Origin of the sequence: Methylobacterium sp. PvP105 (genome assembly GCF_017876975.1) — a bacterium.
In the GTDB taxonomy this organism is placed as follows: Bacteria; Pseudomonadota; Alphaproteobacteria; order Rhizobiales; family Beijerinckiaceae; genus Methylobacterium; species Methylobacterium radiotolerans.
Map to the genome: position 1 here is coordinate 2,695,179 of NZ_JAGIPA010000001.1, position 17,677 is coordinate 2,712,855.

Consider the following 17,677-nt stretch of genomic DNA (forward strand, 5'->3'; position numbering starts at 1 on the left):
GCCGCGCTGTCCCGTCCTGATGTGGGGTCTGAGAAGCCCGCCGCAAAGCTTTGCTGTCATGACAGGATCCGCGTCCGGGCCCAGGCTCGCGCGCGGGGCTGGTCACCCCTGCGGCGGCCGGCCTCGCGCGGAGGCGCCGGAGCCTGTATAGGAGCGCGACCCCGAATTCCTGGTCCCGCGCGCCGGGCGGCCGATCGCCCCGCCGGACTGTCCGACCCGAATGCCATGACCGCCACGCCCGCCCCCCGCGGCCCCGCTCCCGGCGCCGCCCCGAAAATCTCGTTCGTCTCGCTGGGCTGCCCCAAGGCGCTGGTCGATTCCGAGCGGATCCTCACCCATCTTCGCGCCGAGGGCTACGAGCTGGCCCGCCGGCACGACGGCGCCGACGTGGTGATCGTCAACACCTGCGGCTTCCTCGACTCGGCCAAGGCGGAGTCGCTCTCGGCGATCGGCGAGGCCATGGCGGAGAACGGCCGGGTGATCGTCACCGGCTGCATGGGCGCGCAGCCGGAGGAGATCCGCGAGAAGTACCCCGACCTCCTGGCGGTGACCGGGCCCCAGGCCTACGAGTCGGTGGTGGCGGCCGTCCACGAGGCGGTGCCGCCGGCCCACGACCCGTTCCTCGACCTCGTGCCGCCGCAGGGGATCAAGCTCACCCCGCGCCACTACGCCTACCTGAAGATCTCGGAGGGGTGCAGCAATCGCTGCAGCTTCTGCATCATCCCGTCCCTGCGCGGGAACCTCGTCAGCCGCCCGGCCGCCGACGTGCTGCGGGAAGCGGAGAAACTGGTGAAGGCCGGCGTGAAGGAGCTGCTGGTCGTCAGCCAGGACACCAGCGCCTACGGCGTCGATATCCGCTACAGTGAGAGCCCGTGGCGCGACCGGCAGGTCCGCGCGAAGTTCTACGACCTGACCCGGGAGCTCGGCGAGCTCGGGGCCTGGGTGCGGCTGCACTACGTCTACCCCTACCCGCACGTGGACGAGGTCATCCCCCTGATGGCCGAGGGCAAGGTGCTCCCCTACCTCGACATGCCGCTCCAGCACGCGAGCCCGTCGGTGCTCAAGCGCATGCGCCGCCCCGGCAATCAGGAGCGCCAGCTCGACCGGATCCGCAGCTGGCGGCAGACCTGCCCGGATCTCGCGATCCGCTCGACCTTCATCGTCGGCTTCCCCGGCGAGACCGAGGCCGAGTTCGAGGAACTGCTGGCCTGGCTGCAGGAGGCCAAGCTCGATCGGGTCGGCTGCTTCGAGTACGAGCCGGTGGCGGGCGCCACCGCCAACGCGCTGGGCGACCCCGTGCCGCCGGCGGTGAAGGCCGAGCGCAAGCGCCGGTTCATGGAGACGCAGAACGGGATCGCGCTGCGGCTGCAGCGGGCCAAGGTCGGCAAGCGGCTGCCGGTCATCGTCGATTCCGTCGAGGGCGGGGTCGCGCGGGGCCGGTCCAAGGCCGACGCGCCGGAGATCGACGGCACCGTCCACGCCGCCTTCCGGCGCCCGGTGCGGGTCGGCGACATCGTCACCGTGAAGATCGACCGGGCCGAGGCCTACGACCTCTACGGCAGCGTCGCCTGAGGCGGCGCGCCGTGGCGACGATCCGAACCGTGCCCTCATCCTGAGGCGCCGAGCGCCGCGGAGGCCTCGGAGGAGGGCTCCAGCCGACCGCGCGATCCCCGGAGCCCTCCTTCGAGGCTCGCTCCGCTCGCACCTCGGGATGGGGGCGTGGGTGGGATATCCCTGTTGACGCCCCGCCCGGCGCAGCTTGACCCCGCAGGGCCGCCGCGATCTTTAGAACAGAGCGGGAACCAGCGGCGGATCTCCGAGGCGGCGATGGATCCGGAGGTCGCGCTCCGAAAAATCATCCACATCGACATGGACGCGTTCTACGCCTCCGTGGAGCAGCGCGACGACCCGTCCCTGCGCGGCAAACCCCTGGCGGTGGGCGGCTCGCGGGAGCGCGGCGTGGTGGCGGCGGCGAGCTACGAGGCGCGCCGGTTCGGCGTCCGCTCGGCCATGCCGTCGGCCACCGCGCGGCGGCTGTGCCCGGACCTGCTGTTCGTGAAGCCGCGCTTCGAGGTCTACCGGGCGGTCTCGGAGGAGATCCGCGCGGTCTTCGCCCGGCACACGGCCGTCATCGAGCCGGTGGCCCTCGACGAGGCCTATCTCGACGTCACCGAGAATCTCCTGGGCCTCCCGACCGCGACGGCCGTGGCGAAGGCGATCCGGGCCGAGATCCTGGAGCGCACCGGGCTCGTGGCCTCGGCCGGGGTCTCGTACAACAAGTTCCTCGCCAAGGTGGCGTCCGACCACAGGAAGCCGAACGCCCTGTTCGTCATCACCCCCGCCATGGGGCCGGACTTCGTGGCCGCGCTGCCGATCGGCCGGTTCCACGGCGTCGGCCCGGTCACCGAGGCGAAGATGAAGCGGCTCGGGATCGAGACCGGGGCGGACCTGCGCGCCTGGACGCCGGAGCGCCTGCGCGAGACCTTCGGCTCCGCGGGCGCCTACTACCACGCGGTCGCCCGCGGGATCGACGAGCGGCCGGTCCGCGCCCACCGGGTGCGCAAGTCGATCGGCGCGGAGACCACCTTCTCGGACGACACCGCCGCCTTCGAGGTCCTGGCCGCCCGGCTGGCGCCGCTGTTCGACAAGGTCTGGGCCGCGGCCGACGCCAAGGGCATGCGCGCCCGGACCGTGACCCTGAAGCTCAAGTTCTCGGATTTCGCCCAGGTCACCCGGGCCCGGTCGCTGCCCGTCCCCGTCGCCGACCGGGCAGGGCTGGAGCGGATCGGCCTCGACCTGCTGGCCGGCCTGTTCCCCCTGCGGCGCAGCGCGCGGCTGATCGGGGTGTCGCTGTCGGGCTTCGCGCAGGACGCGCCCGAGGCGCCGCTCCAGCTCGGGCTGGCCCTGTGACGGGCTCCCGCCGCGGGGCCCGCGCCGATCCCGCGATGATGCGACGCGGGATCGCGGTGCGGTCCCGCACGCCGGGCCCGCGCGGCCGCCCCACATGGGATCCGTCCGGCGCGGACCGGGATTGCCCGGGGCCCGCACGAACCGAAGGGTCCGCCCCATGTCGAAGCCCGCCTCCCCGGCCCCGTCTCTGGTTTTGTCCGCCGCGCTCCTGCTGACCGTCCCGGCGGGCGCTGCCCGCGCCGACGGCACCGCCGCCTTCGGGGCCGCCAGCGCGGCGCAGCTCCGGGGCTACTCCGCGAGCCCCGCCCAGCTCTACGTCCCGGCGGGCGGCCCGTCCGCCGGGCTCGCGACCGGCCCGGCCCCCGCACCCCGGCGGCCGAAGCCGCCGGCCCGCGCCCGCTGACGGGGAGCGCCCGGGCCGCGCCGGCCCGGGCATCCGTCACGCGTTCAGGCTGTCACGCGTTCTTGCGCGGCCGGTGGTCGGGGTCGACGCCGCCGTCGAGCTTCGTCTCGTTGTCGACGTCGCCCTCGAAGGTCGAATCCGCCTGCAGATCCGCCGGGTCGGCGCCGCTCATCCCCTTCGAGGTGCCGATCCCGGGATTGCCCTTGAGGTCGGCGTCCGTGGGCGTGTCGGTCTTCGGGTGCTTGCCTGACATGCTGGCTCCTGACTGGCATCCCGACGGACGCCGATGCCGGGCCAACGCATCGGCGCGGGGCCGGTCTCCCGCGCGGCGTGCGGCGGTTCGCCTCCCGCCCCCGGGGCCGGTCAGCCCGCTCAGCCGATCTGCGCCGACCGGATCCGGCGCACCCCCGCCGCCTCCATGCGCGCCCAGGCCTGCGCGAGCGACCCGTCCACGTCGATCCCGCGCACCGCATCCTCCACCACGAGGACCTCGAAACCCGCGTCGCTGGCGTCGAGCGCGCTCCAGGCGACGCAGAAATCGGTGGCGAGGCCGCACACGGCGACGCGGGTGATGCCGCGCTCCCTGAGCGCCCCGGCGAGCCCGGTGCGGGTCGACCGGTCGGCCTCCAGGAAGGCCGAGTAGCTGTCGACCCGGGGATCGAGCCCCTTGCGCACCACGAGGCTCGCCCGGTCGGTGGCGAGACCCGGCGCGAAGGCGGCGCCCGGGCTGCCCTGGACGCAGTGGCGCGGCCACAGCACCTGCGGCCCGTAGGGCAGCGCCACGGTCTCGAACGGGGCCCGCCCCGGATGGGTCTCGGCGAAGGAGACGTGATCGGCCGGATGCCAGTCCTGCATCAGCACCACGTGCCGGAAGCGGTGCTGGAGGTCGTTGATCGGGCCGACCACCGCGTCGCCTTCCGGGACCGGGAGCGCCCCGCCCGGCAGGAAATCGACCTGCACGTCGACGACGAGGAGCAGGTCGGCGCTGCCGGGCGTCATGGTCGCCTGCCTCAGGGCAGCATCACGATCGAGCCGGTGGTCTCCCGGCCCGCGAGGTCGCGGTGGACCTGCTGCGCCTCGGCCAGCGGGTAGGTGGCGTTGACGGCGATCTTCACCGCGCCGTCGCCGACCACCTTGAACAGGCGGCCGGCCGCCTCCTCCAGGGTGGCGCGGTTCGACGAGAAGGTCGCGAGTGTCGGGCGCGTCACGTAGAGCGAGCCGCGCGGGGCGAGCAGGCCGAGGTCGAGCCCGGTGATCGCCCCGGAGGCCGAGCCGAAGCTCGCCAGCAGGCCGAGCGGCGCGAGGCTGTCCAGCGAGCCCATCAGGGTCGCCTGGCCGACGCCGTCGTAGACCACCGGCACGCCCTTGCCGCCGGTGATCTCGCGCACGCGCTTGGCCACGTCCTCCTCGCGGTAGAGGATGACGTGGTCGCAGCCGTTCCGCTTGGCGAGCTCCGCCTTCTCGGGGCTGCCGGCGGTGCCGATCACGGTGGCGCCGAGGTGCTTGGCCCACTGGCAGGCGATCAGGCCGACGCCGCCGGCGGCCGCCTGCCACAGGATCGTGTCGCCGGGCTTCACCGCGTAGGTCCGGTGCAGCAGGTACTCGACGGTCAGGCCCTTGAGCATCATGGCGGCGGCGGTCTTCTCGTCGACGCCGTCCGGGATCGGCACGGCCGCGGAGGCCGGGATCACCGGCTCCTCGGCGTAGCAGCCGTCCGCCACCGAACCGTAGGCGACCCGGTCGCCGGGCTTGAACTGGCTGACGCCCTCGCCCACCGCCGTGACGGTGCCGGCGCCCTCCTTGCCGGGGGTGTAGGGCATGTGCGGGGACTTGTAGGCGCCGGTGCGGAAGTAGATGTCGATGAAGTTGACGCCGATGGCGGCCTGCTTGACCCGGATCTGCCCGGGGCCCGGCTCGGCCAGGGGCACGTCCTCGAAGCGCATCACCTCGGGGCCGCCATATTCGTAGACCCGGATCGCCTTCGGCATCGTTGGACTCCCGCTCGCCGCCCCACGCGGGGGCGTTGCAGCCCGAGATAACGGACCGCCCGGCGGAGGCAATTTGTTTTTGCCGTCTCGCGCTCCGGTTGTAACTCGCCCGGTCGCGACCCCGTTCTGGATCCGTCGCCGCGGGCGGCCTATCTAGCGACTGCCCTATGTTCGAGCCGAGGTCCGAGATCCATGTCCGGCACCACCCGCACGAGCGCCGACCTCGATCCGCGCCGCCGCCGCCTCCTCTACCGCGCCTGGCACCGGGGCATCCGCGAGATGGACCTGATCATGGGCCGCTTCGCCGATGCCGAGATCGGCGACCTGTCGGAGGCGGAGCTCGACCAGTTCGAGGCGCTGATCGAGGTTCCGGACCGGGACCTGTTCAAGTGGCTGACCGGCGAGGTCGAGACGCCCTCGAACTACGACACGTCGGTCTGGCAGCGCGTGCGGGCGTTCCACCGGCACGACGCGCCGATCCACTCGTGACAGGGACCGCCTGAGAGACCCAGATGGACGAACCGAAGCCCAATTACGACCACCCGGCCCGGTCGATCGCCACCGAACTCGTGGTGCGCATCATGCTGGAGATGATGGAGCGCTCCGACCCGGCGCTGCGCGGCGAGATCCTGCGGCAGGCGACGGTCCGGGCCGCCGCGATGACCGAGCACATGCCCAACGCGGATTTCTTCCGCGGCCGGGTCGAGGCGGCGCTGGCGGAGATCGTCGGGCCGGACGCGTGACGGGTCCGGCCGGAGGCCTCGATCGCATCCCATCGAAGCTGTCGGCTCTTGCAGACCGCTCCGTCATCACGAGCGGAGCGAGGTGACCCAGGGTGGCGCGACTTCGGAACCGTGGCGCTGCCCTGGATCGCTCCGCGACGCTCGCGAAGACGGCAGCCGTTCCACGCCGTACCAGAACCACCATATAGGGTGGGCTCAGCCGCCCAGACGCTTCCGTCGGGACGCTTTATCGCGGCGGCCCGATCGGCTAACGCCACCCGACCTCCTCCCCTGACGCGCCCGGCGGGCCTCCCCGCGAAAGACCCGATGGCCAAGCCTCAGCCGAAGCCCCCCGCCCCCGCCGCCAAGCCGCCGGTCGCGCGCTTCGCGCTGCCGAAATCCTCCGCGCTCGCCCGGGCGATCGACGCCCTCAAGCGCGGCGACAGCCCGGTCCTGGCGAACGCCCCGGAGGGCTTCGACGCGCTGGCGCTCGCCGACCTCGCCCGTGCCCTGGCGCCCACCGTCGACGCACCGGCCGTGCTGGTGCACGTGGCGCGCGATTCTGGGCGCTCGGCCGCGTTCCAGGCGGCTTTGGGCTTCGTCGCGCCCGAGATGGACGTGATGAGCCTGCCGGCCTGGGACTGCCAGCCCTACGACCGGGTCTCGCCGACCACCGCCGTCGCCGCCGCCCGGATGACGGCGCTCGCCCGCCTCGCCCGCACCCGCTCGGCCGAGGACAGGCCGCGCATCCTCTGCACCACCGTCAACGCCCTGGTGCAGCGGGTCCCGCCCCGCGCCCACATCGCCAAGGAGGCGTTCTCGGCGGCGATCGGCAACGTCGTGGCAATGGACGACGTGGTGGCCTGGGTCGAGGCCAACGGCTTCCTGCGCACCGGGACGGTGCGCGACACCGGCGAGTACGCGGTCCGCGGCGGCATCCTCGACCTGTCGCCCCCGGGCCTGCCGGCCCCGATCCGCCTCGACTTCTTCGGCGACACGCTGGAATCGATCCGCGCCTTCGACCCGGAGACGCAGCGCACCACCGGTCAGCTCCGCTCCCTCGACCTGATGCCGATGAGCGAGGTCCAGCTCACCACCGAGACGATCCGGCGCTTCCGCCAGAACTACATCCAGAGCTTCGGCGCGGCGACCCGGGACGACCGGCTCTACGAGACCGTGAGCGAGGGGCGGCGCTACGCCGGCCTCGAGCACTGGATGCCGCTGTTCTACGACCACCTCGACACGCTGTTCGACTATCTCGGCGGCGTGCCGCTGGTCTTCGATCCGCAGGTGGAGGACGCCGCCGCCGAGCGGATCAGCCTCGTCCAGGACTATTACCAGGCCCGCGAGGGCGCGATGAAGACGCCGCAGCCCGGCGTCGCCCCCTACAAGCCCCTGCCGCCCCGCGCCCTCTACCTGACGCCGAACGAGCTGAAGGAGCGGATCGCCACCGCCACCGTGGCGCGGCTGACGCCCTTCGCGCAGCCCGAATCGCCCGAGCGCGCCGTGATCGATTGCGGCGCCAAGGCCGGACGAAGCTTCGCCCCCGAGCGGGCCGACGAGACTGCCAGCGTGTTCGACGCCGCGGTGGCGCATATCCGCGATCTCCAGGGATCCGGTCATCACGTGATCCTGGGAGCCTGGTCCGACGGCTCCCGCGACCGGCTCTGCGGCGTGCTCACCGACCACGGCCTCAGGAAGCCCGTGGCGATCACCCGGCTCACCGACGTCTACGCGCTGAAGCGCGGCACCGACGCGGCGGTGGCGGTCTGGGGCCTGGAGGCGGGCTTCACCGCGGGCGAGCTGGCCGTCGTCTCCGAGGGCGACATCCTGGGCGACCGGCTGGTCCGCCAGAAGCGCAAGGCCAAGCGGCCCCAGGACGTGATCCTGGAGGTGCAGGCGCTCCAGCCGGGCGACCTCGTGGTCCACGCCGACCACGGCATCGGCCGCTTCGTCGGCCTCAAGACGATCCACGCCGCGGGCGCCCCGCACGACTGCCTGGAACTGCAGTATACCGGCGGCCTGCTGCTCCTGCCGGTGGAGAACATCGAGCTCCTGACCCGCTACGGCTCGGAGGATTCCGAGGTCGCCCTCGACCGCCTCGGCGGCGGCGCGTGGCAGGCCCGCAAGGCCAAGATGAAGCGCCGCATCCTCGAGATGGCGGGCGAGCTGATCAAGGTCGCGGCCCAGCGCTTCGTCCGCAAGGCCCCCGCGCTGCAGGCGCCCGAGGGGCTCTACGGGGAGTTCGCCGCCCGCTTCCCGTTCGAGGAGACCGAGGATCAGGCCAACGCCATCGACGCGGTGCTGGACGACCTCAATGCCGGCCGCCCGATGGACCGGCTGGTCTGCGGCGATGTCGGCTTCGGCAAGACCGAGGTGGCGCTGCGCGCCGCCTTCGCGGCGGCGATCTCCGGCAAGCAGGTGGCGGTGATCGTCCCGACCACCCTGCTCGCCCGCCAGCACTTCCGGACCTTCGCCGAGCGCTTCAAGGGCCTGCCGGTCCAGGTGGCGCAGCTCTCGCGCTTCGCCTCCGCGGCGGAGATGAAGCAGACCCGGGCGGGGCTCGCCGCCGGCACGGTCGACATCGTGGTCGGCACGCACGCGCTCTTGGCGAAGAACATCGCCTTCAAGGATCTCGGCCTGATCATCGTGGACGAGGAGCAGCATTTCGGCGTCGCCCACAAGGAGCGGCTGAAGGCGCTCCAGGCCGACGTCCACGTGCTGACGCTGTCGGCGACGCCGATCCCGCGCACGCTCCAGCTCGCCATGACGGGGGTGCGGGAACTGTCGATCATCGCGACACCCCCGGTCGACCGGCTGGTGGTGCGCACCTTCGTGACGCCGTTCGACCCCCTGACCATCCGGGAGGCGCTGCTGCGCGAGCGCTACCGCGGCGGCCAGTCCTTCTACGTCGTGCCCAGGATCGAGGATCTGGCGGAAGTCAAGAAGTTCCTCGACGCCGAGATGCCCGAGATCAAGGTCGCGGTCGCCCACGGCCAGATGGCGGCGGGCCAGCTCGAGGACGTGATGACGGCCTTCTACGAGGGCAAGTTCGACGTGCTGCTCTCGACCACGATCGTAGAATCGGGCCTCGACATCCCCACCGCCAACACGCTGATCGTCCACCGGGCCGACATGTTCGGGCTGGCCCAGCTCTACCAGCTGCGCGGCCGCGTCGGGCGCTCGAAGGCGCGCGCCTACGCGCTGTTCACGACGCCGGCGAACCGCCAGCTCACCGCCCAGGCCGAGCAGCGCCTCAAGGTGCTCCAGAGCCTCGACACGCTGGGCGCGGGCTTCCAGCTCGCCTCCCACGACCTCGACATCCGCGGCGCCGGCAACCTTCTGGGCGACGCCCAGTCGGGCCACATCAAGGAGGTCGGCTACGAGCTCTACCAGCAGATGCTGGAGGACGCGGTCACCGCGCTCAAGGCCGGCATCGAGGACGTGCCCGAGGAGGCGTGGTCGCCGACCATCGCGCTCGGCGCACCGGTCACGATCCCGGAGGATTACGTCGAGGATCTCGGGGTGCGGCTCGCCCTCTACCGGCGGCTCGCCACCATCCAGGACGACGCCGAGATGGAGAGCTTCGGCGCCGAGCTGATCGACCGGTTCGGGCCGCTGCCGCCGGAGGTGGAGCAGCTCCTCAAGATCGGCACGATCAAGATCCTCTGCCTCAAGGCGAACGTCGAGAAGGTCGAGGCGGGGCCGAAGGGCGTGGTGGTCCATTTCCGCGACCGCTCCTACGCCAACCCGCAGGGGCTGGTGGCCTACGTGGCCGAGCAGGCCTCGTTCGCGAAGGTGCGGCCCGACATGAGCGTCGTGTTCGTGCGCGAGCTGAATACCGTCCCGGCGCGGCTCAAGACCGCCACCGAGGTGCTGCGCAGCCTCGTGAAGATCGCCGAGCGGGGCAAGAAGGCGGCGTGACGGTGGGCACGGTCGCGCGATCGTTGCGCGTCCGGCCCATCTCTGCTCTCTCGTGACGACGGTCAGGAGACGCGTGGATGGCAAACCCGGCGCAGGTCACCGGCGCGCCCGAGCCGGTGAAGGCCGCGCCGGGCGCCTTCCTCACGCCCCTGTTCACCGACCGGCGCGTCGCCGCGGTGCTCGGCCTCGGCTTCGCGCAGGGCATCCCGTTCCTGCTCGTCTACGCGACCCAGTCGGCCTGGCTCGTCCAGGCGAAGGTGCCGCTCGCCACGATCGGGCTGATGAGCGAGCTCACCATCGCCTACAAGCTCAAGTTCCTCTGGGCCCCCTTCCTCGACCGCCACGACGCCCCGCTCATCGGCCGCTGGCTCGGGCGGCGCCGCGGCTGGATCGTCGCCACGCAGATCCTCGTCGCCCTGGCGCTCGCGGGCGTCGCCTTCGGCGACCCGGCGCACTGGCTCGCCTGGACGGTGGCGTTCTCCCTGGCGCTCGGCGTCGCGGGCGCCACCCAGGACGTGGTGATCGACGGCTGGCGCATCACCGCCGCGCCGCCCGAGCAGCAGGCGCTGATGTCGTCCTGGTCGGAGATCGGCTACCGGATCGGCAATCTCGCGGCGGGGGCGGGCGCCCTCTACCTGTCCGACGCGTACGGCTGGCGCGCCGCCTACCTGTGCATGGCCGCGCTCATGGCCCCCGGCACGGTCGCGGCGCTGCTGGCCCCCGAGCCCCCCGCCCCCGAGGCGCCACCGACCGGCGGATTCGTCGAGACCGTCTGGGCGCCGATCCGCGACCTCCTCGCCCGGCTCGGGCCGCTCGCCGTGCCGGTGCTGGCGCTGGTCGCGGGCTTCCGGATGCCCGGCTACGTCTCGAACGCCATGGCGATCCCGCTGTTCAAGACGCTCGGCTACTCCAACACCGACATCGCCACGGTGACGAAGCTGTTCGGCTTCTGGATCGCGCTCGGCGGGACGTTCCTCGCCAGCGCCATCATCCCGCGGATCGGCATGATGGCGAGCCTGCTGATCGGCACCGTGACGGCCTCCGCCTCGCACCTCGCGCTGGCCTACCTCGCGTGGCACGGCGGCCACGGCGGGGCGGCGTTCTGGACCTTCGCGCTCACCGTCGGGATCGACGGCTTCGCCTACGCCTTCGCGTCGATCGTGCTGATCACCTACATGTCGCGGCTCTCGGCCACCGCCCACGCGGCGAGCCAGTACGCCCTGCTGACCTCGCTCTGCGCCCTGCCCGGCAGCCTGCTCGCCGGGTTCTCGGGCTTCGTGATCGAGTGGACCGGGTTCCCATGGTTCTTCGTCGGCACGTCGCTCATCGGCGTGCCGGTGGCCCTGCTCTGCCTGCTGGTCGCGCGCCGGCACGGGCCGATGGAGGTCTCGGCGGAGGCGCCCGGGGACGCGCCGAATCGGGCCACCTGAGGCTGTGTCCCAACACGGGAACGCGCGCGCAAACTGTCCCTTTAGCGGGGATTAACCACACCGCGGCTTAATGGGGTGGACGGTTGATGTCCTCCCCAGACGGGCGACCCGGACCACGTGCGCGAGAACGGCTCTCGCGGGCGAACGGCGACGGCTGCCCAGGGGAAGCGCGTACGCGAGTTCCCGAATGGCCCAGGCTGCGTTGTCCCTCGCCGCGTTCCAGACCGCGTATCCGAGCGCGGAACCCCGGCGACCGGCGCCCCCGCGCCTCACCTACGTCGAGACCGTCTACGATCCGGTCGTCCGCACCCGGGCGCCCTACCCGAGCGCCATGCGGCGCGCCCGCCGCCGCGCCCGGCTGACGGCGCTCATCGCCCTCACCGGCGCGACCCTGGCCGGCTGGGCCGTGTTCAGCCACCCGCAGGGGCCGGCCCGCCCCGACGCGCAGACCGTCGCGGCGGCCGGGCCGACCGCCGCCCCGGTCCCGCAGGCCGTGGCGGCGCCGCGGCCGAGCCTCGCCTGGATGCTCGACCGGAGCCCGGCGCTGGGCTCCGACACCGCCACGGCCTTCGGAGGCGCGGCCCCGCCGGCCGCCGGCTTCCAGATCGCCGCCGCCGCGCCGTCCCCGGCGGTCCGGGAGATCGCCCGGCAGGTGGCCCAGGCGGAGCGGGCGCGGACCGCCCAGGTCCGGCTGGCCCAGGCCGGGCCCGCGGAGAGGGCGACCGAGAAGGCCGGCGACAAGATCGCCGAGAAGGGCGCGGGGGCGCCGGTCCGGATGGCCGCGGCCGAGCCTACCCCCGCCGCCCTCGCGCCCGCCCTGGTGCCGCTGCCGGTGGCGCGCCCGCCCGAGCTGCGGCGCGCGCCGGCGCCGCCGCCCGCGCGGGTGGCGAGCCGCGCCCTGCCCCGGACCCGCGACGTGTTCCGCGCCGCGATGGCCGAGGAGCCGTCCTTCTTCGAGAAGCTGTTCGGGGTCGGCGCGGCCGCGCCGTCTCAGGAGAATCGTCAGGAGCCCCGTCAGGCGCTGGCCTATGCCAGCCCGGACGCCCTGCCGCAGGAGGCGCCGCGCACCCGGATCAGCCCGGAGCCCGATTCGGTGGCCGGCACGGCCGTCTACGACATCACCGCCCGCACGGTGACGCTGCCCTCCGGCGAGGTGCTGGAGGCCCATTCCGGCCTCGGCGAGCACATGGACAACCCGCGCTACGTCCACCTGCGCATGCGCGGCTCGACCCCGCCCGGCACCTACACGCTGACCGAGCGCGAGCGCCTGTTCCACGGGGTCCGGGCGATCCGGCTCAACCCGGTGGGCGGCAGCGCCGCGATCCACGGCCGCGACGGCCTGCTGGCCCACACCTACATGCTGCGGCAGCCCGGCGCCTCGAACGGCTGCGTCTCGTTCCGCGACTACAACCGCTTCCTGCAGGCCTTCCTGCGGGGCGAGGTCCGGCGCCTCGTGGTGGTGGCCGGCAGCGGCGACGGCGGCATCCTCAACCGGATCGGCCTCGCCGGCCGCCGGGGCGGCCGGGGCTGAGGATCGGCGGCTCGGCGGCGCTGGGCCGAGCGTCCGAGATCACTAAAGTCCGAGATCACTTCGGCGCGGCGCGGCTTTACGCGCCCGCCCAAGCTGCCTTAACGGGGCTCAGACGCCAGCCCTGACAAGAGGCACCCGATGAAACTGCCCCGCCGCTTCTTCCAGCCCCTCGCCACCGGCGCGCCGGCCCCGTTCCGCGAGCTGCCGGTGCGGCTGGAGCGGATGATCCACTTCGTGCCGCCCCACAACGACAAGGTCCGGGCCCGCGTGCCGGAGCTCGCCGGGACCGTCGACGTGGTGCTGGGCAACCTGGAGGACGCGGTCCCGGCCGACCAGAAGGAGGCGGCCCGCAAGGGCTTCGTCGCCATGGCCCAGGCCACCGACTTCGCCGCCACCGGCACCGGACTCTGGACCCGGATCAACGCCCTCAACTCGCCCTGGATCTTGGACGACCTGTTCACGATCGTGGCCGAGGTCGGGGACAAGCTCGACGTCGTGATGGTGCCCAAGGTCGAGGGGCCGTGGGACATCCACTACATCGACCAGCTGCTCGCCCAGCTCGAGGCGCGCCACGGGGTGACGAAGCCGATCCTAGTCCACGCGATCCTGGAGACGGCCGAGGGCGTCGCCAACGTCGACGCCATCGCGTCGGCCTCGCCGCGCATGCACGGCATGAGCCTCGGGCCGGCGGACCTCGCGGCGTCCCGCGGCATGAAGACCACCCGGGTCGGCGGCGGCCACCCCGATTACCGGGTGATCGCCGACCCGGCCGGCGACGCGCCCCGGGCGAGCGCCCAGCAGGACCTCTGGCACTACACCATCGCCCGGATGGTCGACGCCTGCATGGCCAACGGCATCAAGGCCTTCTACGGCCCGTTCGGCGACTTCTCCGACGGCGCGGCCTGCGAGGCGCAGTTCCGCAACGCCTTCCTGATGGGGTGCGCCGGCGCCTGGACGCTGCACCCGAGCCAGGTGGCGATCGCCAAGCGGGTCTTCGCGCCGGACCCGGCCGAGGTGGCCTTCGCGGCCCGGATCGTCGAGGCCATGCCGGACGGTACCGGCGCCGTGATGCTCGACGGCAAGATGCAGGACGACGCCACCTGGAAGCAGGCCAAGGTCATCGTGGACCTCGCCAAGCTGGTCGCCGCGAAGGATCCGGATCTGGCGGCGGTCTACAAGCTGGGGTGAGCGGGCTGCCGGGGCCGCGTGTGGCGGTCCCGATTCGGCGTCCGCGAGTCGCGACGCGCCCCCCTCTCCCGTGGGGGAGAGGGTTGGGGTGAGGGACGCGGAGGTTCAGGATAAGACGCGGCCTCAGGTTGCCAACAGGGCACGCCTCGCTCGGGCAGACCTGATCCCTCACCCTGTCCCTCTCCCCCACGGGAGAGGGGACCCGCGGCCTTTCTGAAGCGATGACGCCGCGGAGCCGGACAATTCGCTGGGGCTAGGCCCGCGCAAGCCGCAGCACCGTATCATCCACCGGGTCCGCAACTGCGTTGCCGGAACCGTGCGGTGAGCAGATCGATCCCGCGCGCGCGCAGCCTGCGGCGCGCGCAAACAAGCGCCGAGGCCGAGCTCTGGCGCGTGTTGCGCAATCGCGCGCTCAACGGCTGGAAGTTCCGCCGCCAGCACCCGATCGACCGGTTCGTCGTCGACTTCGCCTGCCTCAAGGCGAGGCTGATCGTCGAGGTCGACGGGGCAACGCACTCGACCGCCAGCGAGGTCGCCCGGGATGCCGCGCGCACCGCGATCCTCGAATCGCTCGGCTTCGCCCTGCTCCGTATCCCGAACGCCGACATCCACGAGCATCGCGACGGCGTGCGCGAGACGATCCTGGCGGCCCTCGAACGCCGCGACACGGTCGAGAGCCGTTCCCGATCGGGTTGGGACGCAGGCGATCGGCGAGCCCGTGCCGAACGAGGCGCGGGTCCCCTCTCCCGTGCGGGAGAGGGATAGGGTGAGGGATGAGAACAGTCCGGAAGAGTCGCGCCTGTACGCGCATCGGCGGCCTGTTCAGTCCTGATCCTTCTCGTCCCTCACCCCAACCCTCTCCCGCACGGGAGAGGGGGCCTGGCGCGGTTGGCGAGACCGGGCTCGCCCTCCTTCCCGACCGTTGCAACATGGTCGGATACGGCTCTAGTCCACCCTCACCCGCCGAACCGCGCCCGGTACTCCTGCGGCGTCGCCGCGACGTGCCGCAGGAAGCTGCGCCGCATCGTCTCCTCGGAGCCGAAGCCGCAGGTCCGGGCGACGCGCTTGATCGGCTGCGCCGTCTCGGCGAGCGCGCGCCGGGCCGCCTCCACCCGCAGGCGCTCCACGGCCCTGGCCGGGGTCAGGCCGGTCGCCTCGCGATAGTGCCGGCTGAGGCTGCGCGCACTCATCCCGGCCGCCGCGGCGAGCGCCGGCAGCGACAGGTCGCCGGACAGGTTGTCGGCGATGTAGGCGTGGAGCCGCCCGAACCGCTCCTCGCCCGCCTGCAGCGCCAGCGCCGCGCTGAACTGCGCCTGCCCGCCGGGGCGCTTGAGGAACATCACGAGGTGGCGCGCCACCGCCAGGGCGGTCGCGCGGCCGAGATCCTCCTCGACCAGCGCCAGGGCCAGGTCGATACCGGCCGTGACCCCCGCCGAGGACCAGACCGGGCCGTCGCGCACGAAGATCGGGTCGTGCTCGATCCGGGCGCGCCGGTAGCGCGCGGCGAGCGCGCCGCAATGCTTCCAGTGGGTCACGGCCCGCCGCCCGTCGAGGAGCCCCGCCGCCCCGAGCAGGAACGCGCCGGTGCAGACCGAGGCGACCCGGCGGGCCCGACCCGCCCGGGTCCGCACCCAGGCCACCAGGGCGGCGTCGTCGCAGGCCGCGACGACGCCGGGGCCGCCCGCGATCACCAGCGTGTCCACCGGCGCGTGGGGATCCGGCAGCGGGTCGGCCACCAGCCGCAGCCCCGCCGAGGCGGTGAGCCCCGGGTCGCCGGCCGCGATCACCCGCGGCGCGTAGGGCATCCCGGCGCCGCCGTGCTCGTTGGCGGTGGCGAAGACCTGGAGCGGCCCGGCCACGTCGAGGAGCTGCACCGACGGGAAGGCCAGCACCTCGACGGGGCGCGGCGCGTCTGGCGAGAAACGAGGGCTCTTTGGCATTTCGGCCAGATCCTGACGCGGTAGGGTCGTCCTGTCCACCACGGAGGCTCCGGCATGATCCCGCCCGACACCCACCTGCAGATCGGCTCGCTCCTGTTCGAGGGGCTCGACCAGATCGACCTCACCGGCCCGTTCGAGGTTCTGTCCCGGGTGCCCAACAGCACCTACCGGGTCTACGCGCCGCGCCTCGAGCCCGTCCGCGACGTCCGCGGCCTCCGGATGCTGCCGGATGCGACCCTGGCGGAGGCGCCGCGGCTCGACGTGCTGCACGTGCCGGGCGGCCAGGGCCAGGAGGCGCTGATGCGCGACGCCGCCGTGCTCGGCTGGATCCGCGACCAGGCGGCGGGCGCGAGCCACGTCCTCTCGGTCTGCACCGGTGCCCTGCTCCTCGGCGCGGCCGGCCTCCTGGTCGGGCGCAGGGCCACGACCTACTGGAACGCGGTCCACCTGCTGCCCCTCTTCGGGGCCGAGCCGGTGGACGAGCGGGTGGTGCTCGACCGCGACGCGGATGGCCGCCGCTGGGTGTTCGCGGCCGGCGTCACCGCGGGGATCGACGGGGCGCTCCGGCTCGCCGCCGAACTGCGCGGCGACGAGGCCGCCCGGACGATCCAGCTCGGCATGCAGTACGCCCCCGAGCCGCCCTTCGACAGCGGCACACCCCGAACGGCCTCCCCGGCCACCGTGGCGCGGGCGCGGGCGGCGGCGGCCGACATCACGGCCCGGCGCGAGGCCACCGCCCGGGCGATCGCGGCCGACCTCGGCATCCGGATTTCGTAGGAGACTCCGATGGACCTCAGCCACGTTCGCGCCTTCGCGGCCGCCCTGGCGGCGAAGGACCGGGACGCCATGCTGGCGCAGATGACCGAGGCGGTGGTGCTCAACACGCCGCTCGCCGCCGAGCCCGTGCGCGGGAAGGCGGCGATCCGGCCAGTGGTCGACGCCCTGCTGGCGGCGGTCGACGCCTTCGAGATCCGCGAGATCCTGGAAGGCCCCGCGCACGCCGCCGCCTTCTTCGGCGCGACGGCCGGCCCGCACCGGCTCGACGGGATGGATTACTGGCGCCTCGACGCGGCCGGGCGCATCGCCGAGATGACCGTCCTGTGGCGGCCGCTGCCGGAGGCGATCGCCGTCCGGGATCGCCTGGCCCGCGCCGCCGAGACGCCGACTTCCGCGGCGACCGGGTGACACGATCCGTCATCGGACCTATCTGTCCGATCTGGACGGGTTGAACCATGTCGGACGTGACACTGAGAACCGCGAAATTCGCGATCGGCGCCGTGGTGCGCCACCGGATCTACCCGTTCCGGGGCGTCGTGTTCGACGTCGACCCGGTGTTCGACAACACCGAGGAATGGTGGCTGTCGATCCCCGAGGAGGTCCGGCCGCGCAAGGACCAGCCGTTCTACCACCTGCTCGCCGAGAACGCCGAGACCGAGTACGTGGCCTACGTGTCGGAGCAGAACCTCCTGCCCGACACGTCGGGCGAGGCCCTGCGCCACGCCGGCATCGCCGAGATGTTCGAGCGCGACGCCGCCGGCGCGTACCGGATGCGCGACCGCGCCACGAACTGAGCGGGTCGGGCCCGTGAAGGTCCTGGCAAGCGGCGGGCGCTAGTCTGTCGCGACGGCCGCTGCCGTCGGA

17 protein-coding genes are annotated in these 17,677 nt (G+C 73.0%); 13 read left to right on the forward strand and 4 right to left on the reverse strand.

Annotation, left to right across the window (positions count from 1 at the left end; all coding sequences use genetic code 11):
* Positions 1-225 precede the first annotated feature (225 nt).
* The 3 genes from rimO to J3A75_RS12800 all read left to right on the forward strand — a co-directional run bounded on the left by rimO (position 226) and on the right by J3A75_RS12800 (position 3,313).
* A complete protein-coding gene (gene rimO, locus J3A75_RS12790; protein ID WP_012318622.1) occupies positions 226-1,572 on the forward strand; it encodes a 30S ribosomal protein S12 methylthiotransferase RimO in 1,347 nt (448 codons plus the stop codon).
* 255 nt (positions 1,573-1,827) lie between these two features.
* Positions 1,828-2,910, forward strand: coding sequence for a DNA polymerase IV (gene dinB, locus J3A75_RS12795; protein ID WP_053622479.1), 1,083 nt, complete (start codon positions 1,828-1,830; stop codon positions 2,908-2,910).
* Positions 2,911-3,067: 157 nt separating this feature from the next.
* Positions 3,068-3,313 carry a hypothetical protein gene (locus J3A75_RS12800; RefSeq protein WP_024830432.1) on the forward strand — a complete coding sequence of 82 codons (246 nt, stop codon included), beginning with the start codon at positions 3,068-3,070 and terminating at the stop codon, positions 3,311-3,313.
* 52 nt (positions 3,314-3,365) lie between these two features.
* Here the strand turns inward: J3A75_RS12800 and J3A75_RS12805 are convergent, their stop codons facing one another.
* The 3 genes from J3A75_RS12805 to J3A75_RS12815 form a co-directional block, all read right to left on the reverse strand.
* Entirely contained in the window at positions 3,366-3,566 is a 201-nt protein-coding gene (locus J3A75_RS12805; protein ID WP_012318625.1) for a hypothetical protein, read from the reverse strand.
* A 119-nt stretch (positions 3,567-3,685) separates the two neighbouring features.
* Entirely contained in the window at positions 3,686-4,312 is a 627-nt protein-coding gene (pncA, locus tag J3A75_RS12810) for a bifunctional nicotinamidase/pyrazinamidase (protein WP_024830431.1), read from the reverse strand.
* 11 nt (positions 4,313-4,323) lie between these two features.
* The gene (locus tag J3A75_RS12815; RefSeq protein WP_012318627.1) at positions 4,324-5,301 is read right to left on the reverse strand and encodes a quinone oxidoreductase family protein; all 978 of its coding nucleotides are present in this window, start codon (positions 5,299-5,301) and stop codon (positions 4,324-4,326) included.
* Between the two features lie 192 nt (positions 5,302-5,493).
* Here J3A75_RS12815 and J3A75_RS12820 point away from each other — a divergent pair, with 192 nt between their 5' ends.
* The 7 genes from J3A75_RS12820 (at position 5,494) to J3A75_RS12850 (ending at position 14,861) form a co-directional block, all read left to right on the forward strand.
* Positions 5,494-5,790 (forward strand): succinate dehydrogenase assembly factor 2, encoded by a 297-nt coding sequence (locus J3A75_RS12820; protein WP_012318628.1) that lies wholly within the window; start codon positions 5,494-5,496, stop codon positions 5,788-5,790.
* A gap of 23 nt (positions 5,791-5,813) precedes the next feature.
* The gene (locus J3A75_RS12825) at positions 5,814-6,044 is read left to right on the forward strand and encodes a hypothetical protein (RefSeq protein ID WP_012318629.1); all 231 of its coding nucleotides are present in this window, start codon (positions 5,814-5,816) and stop codon (positions 6,042-6,044) included.
* A 306-nt stretch (positions 6,045-6,350) separates the two neighbouring features.
* Positions 6,351-9,947, forward strand: a complete 3,597-nt coding sequence (gene mfd / locus J3A75_RS12830) for a transcription-repair coupling factor (protein WP_024830430.1) — start codon at positions 6,351-6,353, stop codon at positions 9,945-9,947.
* Between the two features lie 77 nt (positions 9,948-10,024).
* On the forward strand, positions 10,025-11,377 hold the full coding sequence (locus tag J3A75_RS12835; protein WP_209650271.1) for an AmpG family muropeptide MFS transporter: 1,353 nt from the start codon (positions 10,025-10,027) through the stop codon (positions 11,375-11,377).
* 187 nt (positions 11,378-11,564) lie between these two features.
* Positions 11,565-12,908, forward strand: a complete 1,344-nt coding sequence (locus J3A75_RS12840; protein ID WP_012318632.1) for a tlde1 domain-containing protein — start codon at positions 11,565-11,567, stop codon at positions 12,906-12,908.
* A 138-nt stretch (positions 12,909-13,046) separates the two neighbouring features.
* The gene (locus J3A75_RS12845) at positions 13,047-14,096 is read left to right on the forward strand and encodes an HpcH/HpaI aldolase/citrate lyase family protein (protein ID WP_029361710.1); all 1,050 of its coding nucleotides are present in this window, start codon (positions 13,047-13,049) and stop codon (positions 14,094-14,096) included.
* A gap of 321 nt (positions 14,097-14,417) precedes the next feature.
* Positions 14,418-14,861 (forward strand): endonuclease domain-containing protein, encoded by a 444-nt coding sequence (locus tag J3A75_RS12850; protein WP_083374336.1) that lies wholly within the window; start codon positions 14,418-14,420, stop codon positions 14,859-14,861.
* A gap of 191 nt (positions 14,862-15,052) precedes the next feature.
* On the opposite strand, the gene J3A75_RS12855 is transcribed toward J3A75_RS12850, so the two are convergent.
* Positions 15,053-16,036, reverse strand: a complete 984-nt coding sequence (locus tag J3A75_RS12855) for a GlxA family transcriptional regulator (RefSeq protein WP_209650272.1) — start codon at positions 16,034-16,036, stop codon at positions 15,053-15,055.
* A 54-nt stretch (positions 16,037-16,090) separates the two neighbouring features.
* Between J3A75_RS12855 and J3A75_RS12860 the strand changes: the two genes are divergently transcribed.
* Genes J3A75_RS12860 through hspQ form a run of 3 tightly spaced genes read left to right on the forward strand, consistent with a single transcriptional unit; the run spans position 16,091 to position 17,607 of the window.
* Entirely contained in the window at positions 16,091-16,813 is a 723-nt protein-coding gene (locus J3A75_RS12860; RefSeq protein WP_012318636.1) for a DJ-1/PfpI family protein, read from the forward strand.
* Between the two features lie 9 nt (positions 16,814-16,822).
* Positions 16,823-17,221 carry a nuclear transport factor 2 family protein gene (locus tag J3A75_RS12865; RefSeq protein WP_024830425.1) on the forward strand — a complete coding sequence of 133 codons (399 nt, stop codon included), beginning with the start codon at positions 16,823-16,825 and terminating at the stop codon, positions 17,219-17,221.
* A gap of 47 nt (positions 17,222-17,268) precedes the next feature.
* Positions 17,269-17,607 (forward strand): heat shock protein HspQ, encoded by a 339-nt coding sequence (gene hspQ / locus J3A75_RS12870; RefSeq protein ID WP_012318638.1) that lies wholly within the window; start codon positions 17,269-17,271, stop codon positions 17,605-17,607.
* Positions 17,608-17,677 lie beyond the last annotated feature (70 nt).

What these genes read in the sequence shown, in the direction of transcription:
- rimO (WP_012318622.1), top strand. Translation starts at nt 226, where the DNA reads ATGACCGCCACGCCCGCCCCCCGCGGCCCCGCTCCCGGCGCCGCCCCG.
- dinB (WP_053622479.1), top strand. Translation starts at nt 1,828, where the DNA reads ATGGATCCGGAGGTCGCGCTCCGAAAAATCATCCACATCGACATGGAC.
- J3A75_RS12800 (WP_024830432.1), top strand. Translation starts at nt 3,068, where the DNA reads ATGTCGAAGCCCGCCTCCCCGGCCCCGTCTCTGGTTTTGTCCGCCGCG.
- J3A75_RS12805 (WP_012318625.1), bottom strand. Translation starts at nt 3,566, where the DNA reads ATGTCAGGCAAGCACCCGAAGACCGACACGCCCACGGACGCCGACCTC.
- pncA (WP_024830431.1), bottom strand. Translation starts at nt 4,312, where the DNA reads ATGACGCCCGGCAGCGCCGACCTGCTCCTCGTCGTCGACGTGCAGGTC.
- J3A75_RS12815 (WP_012318627.1), bottom strand. Translation starts at nt 5,301, where the DNA reads ATGCCGAAGGCGATCCGGGTCTACGAATATGGCGGCCCCGAGGTGATG.
- J3A75_RS12820 (WP_012318628.1), top strand. Translation starts at nt 5,494, where the DNA reads ATGTCCGGCACCACCCGCACGAGCGCCGACCTCGATCCGCGCCGCCGC.
- J3A75_RS12825 (WP_012318629.1), top strand. Translation starts at nt 5,814, where the DNA reads ATGGACGAACCGAAGCCCAATTACGACCACCCGGCCCGGTCGATCGCC.
- mfd (WP_024830430.1), top strand. Translation starts at nt 6,351, where the DNA reads ATGGCCAAGCCTCAGCCGAAGCCCCCCGCCCCCGCCGCCAAGCCGCCG.
- J3A75_RS12835 (WP_209650271.1), top strand. Translation starts at nt 10,025, where the DNA reads ATGGCAAACCCGGCGCAGGTCACCGGCGCGCCCGAGCCGGTGAAGGCC.
- J3A75_RS12840 (WP_012318632.1), top strand. Translation starts at nt 11,565, where the DNA reads ATGGCCCAGGCTGCGTTGTCCCTCGCCGCGTTCCAGACCGCGTATCCG.
- J3A75_RS12845 (WP_029361710.1), top strand. Translation starts at nt 13,047, where the DNA reads ATGAAACTGCCCCGCCGCTTCTTCCAGCCCCTCGCCACCGGCGCGCCG.
- J3A75_RS12855 (WP_209650272.1), bottom strand. Translation starts at nt 16,036, where the DNA reads ATGCCAAAGAGCCCTCGTTTCTCGCCAGACGCGCCGCGCCCCGTCGAG.
- J3A75_RS12860 (WP_012318636.1), top strand. Translation starts at nt 16,091, where the DNA reads ATGATCCCGCCCGACACCCACCTGCAGATCGGCTCGCTCCTGTTCGAG.
- J3A75_RS12865 (WP_024830425.1), top strand. Translation starts at nt 16,823, where the DNA reads ATGGACCTCAGCCACGTTCGCGCCTTCGCGGCCGCCCTGGCGGCGAAG.
- hspQ (WP_012318638.1), top strand. Translation starts at nt 17,269, where the DNA reads ATGTCGGACGTGACACTGAGAACCGCGAAATTCGCGATCGGCGCCGTG.